This window comes from Schumannella sp. 10F1B-5-1, from assembly GCF_006517535.1.
Classification (GTDB): Bacteria; Actinomycetota; Actinomycetes; order Actinomycetales; family Microbacteriaceae; genus Schumannella.
The window spans coordinates 1-230 of the sequence record NZ_VHQH01000164.1 but is presented as its reverse complement, the minus strand read 5'-3'; the positions used below and the strand labels follow the sequence as shown (position 1 = coordinate 230).

1 protein-coding gene is annotated in these 230 nt (G+C 63.9%); it reads left to right on the top strand.

Annotated elements, in window-relative coordinates; all coding sequences use genetic code 11:
- Positions 1–17: 17 nt before the first annotated feature.
- A partial coding sequence (locus tag FJ658_RS15305; protein ID WP_181408508.1) for a DUF308 domain-containing protein occupies positions 18–230 on the top strand: 213 nt, incomplete at its 3' end.

The window sequence follows — 230 nt, the reverse complement described above, 5'->3', positions numbered from 1 at the left end:
CGAAGGGGTGCCACCGCATGTCGAACGACGACGTCATCGAGGTCAGCCGGTTCATCAAGTCCGTGTGGTGGCTCGTGCTGCTGCGCGGCATCTTCGCGATCATCCTCGGCGTGCTGGCGTTCGTCGCGCCGGTGCTCACCGCGATCGTCTTCGTGTGGGTGTTCGCGTTCTACGCGATCGTCGACGGCGTCGTCAACATCATGCACGCGATCTCGGTGCGCAAGTCCGAC